Source organism: Microbulbifer elongatus (assembly GCF_020524885.1).
Lineage (GTDB): Bacteria > Pseudomonadota > Gammaproteobacteria > Pseudomonadales > Cellvibrionaceae > Microbulbifer > Microbulbifer elongatus_A.
In genome coordinates this window covers 1-2829 of record NZ_JAIVKJ010000014.1, presented here as the reverse complement: position 1 = coordinate 2829, position 2829 = coordinate 1, and the positions used below count along the sequence as shown (strand labels likewise).

5 protein-coding genes are annotated in these 2829 nt (G+C 44.8%); all 5 read left to right on the top strand.

Features of this window, described 5'->3' with window-relative positions:
- Positions 1–183: 183 nt before the first annotated feature.
- The 5 genes from LC059_RS17800 to LC059_RS17780 all read left to right on the top strand — a co-directional run bounded on the left by LC059_RS17800 (position 184) and on the right by LC059_RS17780 (position 2626).
- Entirely contained in the window at positions 184–528 is a 345-nt protein-coding gene (locus LC059_RS17800) for a hypothetical protein (protein ID WP_226705222.1), read from the top strand.
- Positions 529–630: 102 nt separating this feature from the next.
- The gene (locus LC059_RS17795) at positions 631–1068 is read left to right on the top strand and encodes a hypothetical protein (protein ID WP_226705221.1); all 438 of its coding nucleotides are present in this window, start codon (positions 631–633) and stop codon (positions 1066–1068) included.
- Positions 1069–1197: 129 nt separating this feature from the next.
- A complete protein-coding gene (locus tag LC059_RS17790; protein WP_226705220.1) occupies positions 1198–1656 on the top strand; it encodes a hypothetical protein in 459 nt (152 codons plus the stop codon).
- Between the two features lie 184 nt (positions 1657–1840).
- Positions 1841–2194, top strand: coding sequence for a hypothetical protein (locus LC059_RS17785; protein ID WP_226705219.1), 354 nt, complete (start codon positions 1841–1843; stop codon positions 2192–2194).
- A gap of 90 nt (positions 2195–2284) precedes the next feature.
- A complete protein-coding gene (locus LC059_RS17780) occupies positions 2285–2626 on the top strand; it encodes a hypothetical protein (RefSeq protein WP_226705218.1) in 342 nt (113 codons plus the stop codon).
- Positions 2627–2829 lie beyond the last annotated feature (203 nt).

Here is a 2829-nt window from a genome sequence, read left to right as displayed (position 1 = left end):
AGGTGATCTGTTGGTACTTCATTGGGGTTTCTCACTTCTTGGCGGGAGAGAAAAACCCCTTGTACCACAGGTCACCTTCCTATTTGAGCTCGGTGTCGCACTTCGGATTTGAATTCGGCCTCCCATTATCGCGCATAAAGCGCACCAGGTTAGCCGCGGCTGAGCGCGGCGTTATGAGTCGAAATGACCTCCGAAGAATATAAAGATATTTGTAGTAAGGTGAACGCGTTCAGAGTTTCAGAGCTAGAGGAAACCTTAGCCTTACTTAGTCGTGAGGGAGCTGAAGAAACCTCTGTAGTTACCTTTGCATTAAGACATGGCAAGGTAGAAAAGCCAAAGAAGCATACTGGAAGCGCGGTTAACGATTTCTGCTTGGTCACTTGCACACAAGATGAAGCCAGGGAAATCATTGAAGTCCTTCTTGCGGCTGAGGCTAAAGTAGTTTTAAAAAATGGTGAAACCACAGCTATTGCAAGTTCATTTGCTGATCTTGTGGATAGATGGTCTCGCCTTTGCAAATTGTTGTAGTGAGAAAACTCATAACAAGCGGTTGTAATCGCCGCGAAAGACGCGGCTGGGACGGCTTACGCTACGCTTCAGCCGCCCCTAAACCGAGCGTTAGGCATCTTTATGAGTCAGAGAGACTTCAAGAAGAATGAAGATCTTAATTCGAAAACTCGAGACGCCATTTCATTAATTGAGCTGAAAATCGAAGAGATCTTGCTTACACCTTCAGTTTCTGAGCGAGATTATGGTTTTGCTGCATATCATCTTTTCAGTATTTTGTCGGCGCTATTTCGTTTTATGGATAAAGAAAATGTTCTAAAGGGTGCGGCAATTGATGATTTTGCAATAGAAACAGTATCGAATAATGAGAAAAAGGTTATGTTTCAAGGGCGCTGTTATTGGCTTGGTGGGCGGCGGGGCGCCGACAATTTTCAAATAAACTACGCCAAAAACACGAGACCTAATCTATATTCATTCCGGTTTAGGTCAATTGATGGCCGCGATCCCCAGGACCTATATGTAGGTAAAACCTTTTCGGGCTGGGAGGTGGGCAATGCCTAACAATCAGCGGCAGAGCGACAGCCAACGCTACGCACCTTTTGTGTTACTCGCTGGCGCTCAAACATTAACACAAAATGCGCTCCGCGCTTGCTGCGCCTGCGCTGGGCGTTAGTGGTAAGTGGAAAATCTATGAAGCATATAAATATCTGTCTCTTTCTGTTCATATCCATTGTCTTTTCAAGTGAAGGATTTGCGTCTATAGATCGGGTTACAGGGTATAAATGTTCAGATGCTCTATTCGTGAATTGGCAAATAGAAAGTGAAGATTTTTCAAAAGCAAAGTTTAGTAAGAAAATATATGGAGTTGACTCTGACGTTACGTACGATTGTCGTAAGGGTCTGATAGTTCATGCTGAGGTGCGGGTTAAGGTTCCGTCAGGAACTGCTATGAAAATCTATCAAAAGTATGTAGAAGGCATAAAAAATCATGCTCCCGAAAAGTTTTCGAAACAGACTCAGTCTCGGGACACAGATGAAAAACCTTATTTTCAACGTGCTTCAAAGATTCGAATCTATCGTGTTGAAATCGTAGAAGAATCACAAAACCAAACTGAGATCCGGTATACCCAAGATAGGGTGGCCTCGTAGTAGCTAAACCACTAACAAACACGGGCAGTGGAGCTCCGCCCCTTCGGGCCTCCGCGGGACGGCTTACCTTATGCACGTTTTGCGCGGTCGCTTCGCTCCCATTTTCGCGCAAAACGCGCATAAGGTAATCCGCCCCTGCCGTGGGCGTTATGTGCCTCTGGTCACATAGATCTGGTTCATATATATGAGCAAAGTTTGGAGAGAGCTTTCAGATCCAACCAAGCATCGTGATTTCATGACTTATGTGAACATCGGTGGGGTACCGGTTGAAAAAACTAAAGATAACCTTATTAAAAATTGGGTTTACTTTGCAGAGGTCAAAGGATTTACATTTACGTTCGTTGGCATTGATCAGGTATATGAGGCGAAGGACTATTTTTCAAAGAAAATTCATCCGTCTACACGCGATCCAAACGTGTTTAAGCATTGGTACTTTGTTTGGTATTGTCGACTGCCGAGAGGGTTGAAAAAAGAAGTAAACCGCCAGCTTATTCTGAAGAGATTAGACGAGATAATCTCTAAGTGGGGGCGCACATAACAAGCGGCTGTTGTCGCCCCTTCGGGGCTGGGACGGCCTTTCCGCTGCTTCGCAGCTACAAGTCCGCCCCAAAGCCGGGCGTTACATGCCATGAGTATGCTGAAAGATTTGTCAGGTAAAACAGTCACTGTTTCAAACGGTCACCTTAGCTACGAAATTTATGATGCGAAATCAGAGTTCGTTCCTGTGTTGGGTGAACTATTACAAAGAGAATTTGGGTATTCCCCAGTTGGCATGCCGGCCATTGGCCTAAGTGAAGTAGTTGCTGAAGTTGAGTTAAATGGTACTAAATTAGGTTTAGGCTGGGATAACTGGTCAGGAGAGTATGTTATGGCCTTTTGCGAGGAAGGCGATTTATTAATAAAAACAATCGCAAACTATTTAAGTGATGAGCTAGAAAAACCAAAATACCGAAAATATGCAAGCATGTAACAAGTTGCTCAAGTTCACTCCGGCCGCAAAAAGCGCGGCCTCCGCGGGACAACCTACACTGCGTTTCGGTTGCCCCTTAGCAAAGCGTTCTGGCTGTAGAAAAACTCTTAAAAACCAGTAGTTTTTGGTAGGATTGGCGGATCATAAAAAGGGATGCCTGCCATGCCCAATTTTAAGCGGTATAACTACAACCAGGATGCGAT

Bases quoted from the DNA above. Each gene is read 5' to 3' on its own strand.
- LC059_RS17800 (WP_226705222.1), top strand. From the start codon at position 184: ATGACCTCCGAAGAATATAAAGATATTTGTAGTAAGGTGAACGCGTTC.
- LC059_RS17795 (WP_226705221.1), top strand. From the start codon at position 631: ATGAGTCAGAGAGACTTCAAGAAGAATGAAGATCTTAATTCGAAAACT.
- LC059_RS17790 (WP_226705220.1), top strand. From the start codon at position 1,198: ATGAAGCATATAAATATCTGTCTCTTTCTGTTCATATCCATTGTCTTT.
- LC059_RS17785 (WP_226705219.1), top strand. From the start codon at position 1,841: ATGAGCAAAGTTTGGAGAGAGCTTTCAGATCCAACCAAGCATCGTGAT.
- LC059_RS17780 (WP_226705218.1), top strand. From the start codon at position 2,285: ATGAGTATGCTGAAAGATTTGTCAGGTAAAACAGTCACTGTTTCAAAC.